At 43.7% G+C, this 988-nt stretch carries 2 pseudogenes; both read left to right on the top strand.

Going from position 1 to position 988, the window contains the following annotated elements:
- Positions 1-55: 55 nt before the first annotated feature.
- Positions 56-619 (top strand): annotated as a pseudogene (locus tag BA1_RS18230) (phage portal protein); the annotation flags it as partial.
- Positions 616-988 (top strand): annotated as a pseudogene (locus tag BA1_RS18225) (hypothetical protein); the annotation flags it as partial. The pseudogenes BA1_RS18230 and BA1_RS18225, both read left to right, overlap by 4 nt.

The raw sequence follows: 988 nt of genomic DNA, 5'->3' as shown, positions 1-988 counted from the left end.
AGTCTAAATAGGTCCTAAAAATAAAAAGTGCTAAGTAATCAATTACTATGACCCAGCACCTGTTAAAGTTGAAATAAAATCACTGGCCGAGATTCTCCAGGAGGATGCGCTGTTCCTTGAATATGATGAGAAAACGAGAAACAAGATACGTTCCTCGTTCCGTCTGCCGCCGATCTACACAGGCGAATCACAGGATTATAACAAGGCCACAGCTGACACCGCTCGAAAAACGACAGAAGAACAGGTATTCCAGCCGGAAAGAATGATCATCACTGGCAAGCTCAACACACTCTTTCTTCCTGATCTCGATCTCTGGCATGTGCGACTCATTTTAAATGGTCCTGACTTTCGTGATCCGCTCGAAATTGCTAAGGTTCTTACACCATTTATTCAAGCAGGAGCGGTTTCACCGAATGATCTGCGTGATCTGGCTGGCCGTATTCTTGGTAAGACACTTGAAGAATGGCCAGAGGAAGAATATCACCGACCGATTGAGACTAAGCCAAAGGTATCAAATAGCTTTCTTGATACGGTTCTTCAAAAGTCTGCAGGTTCCCAAGAAGATCTGATTCATCTCTTAAAAGATGTCAGGGATGAACTAGAGGAGATCCGCAAATGAGCAAGATCGATCAGCTGATAAAAAACATCAATACCTTTGTACAAAAAGCGGAGGCAGATGAGGTCGAGGAACTCAAAGCGGCAGTGGCTGATTTCCCTGAACTGGAGGATATCCCTTCTTTGGTGGAGGAATATGAGAAAACCATCGCTAGATTGTTCAGATTGCAGCGCAGGACGTTTTTAAATGCTCTGAATGGTTTTATATCCAAGGACGATTCGGAGACGTTAGAATCAATTCTAGCGTTCTTTCAAAATGACTTGTTTGCAGCTGATGAATTTGCGGAGCTATTTGGAAAAGAAACGGCCATTTTCTTGACGCTGACAGTCACGCAGCTGGCTGAGAAGATCATGCATTCCATCGATGCAGATA

The sequence above is a fragment of the Bacillus xiamenensis genome (assembly GCF_000300535.1).
Classification (GTDB): Bacteria; Bacillota; Bacilli; order Bacillales; family Bacillaceae; genus Bacillus; species Bacillus xiamenensis.
This window is presented reverse-complemented; position numbering and strand designations above follow the sequence as displayed.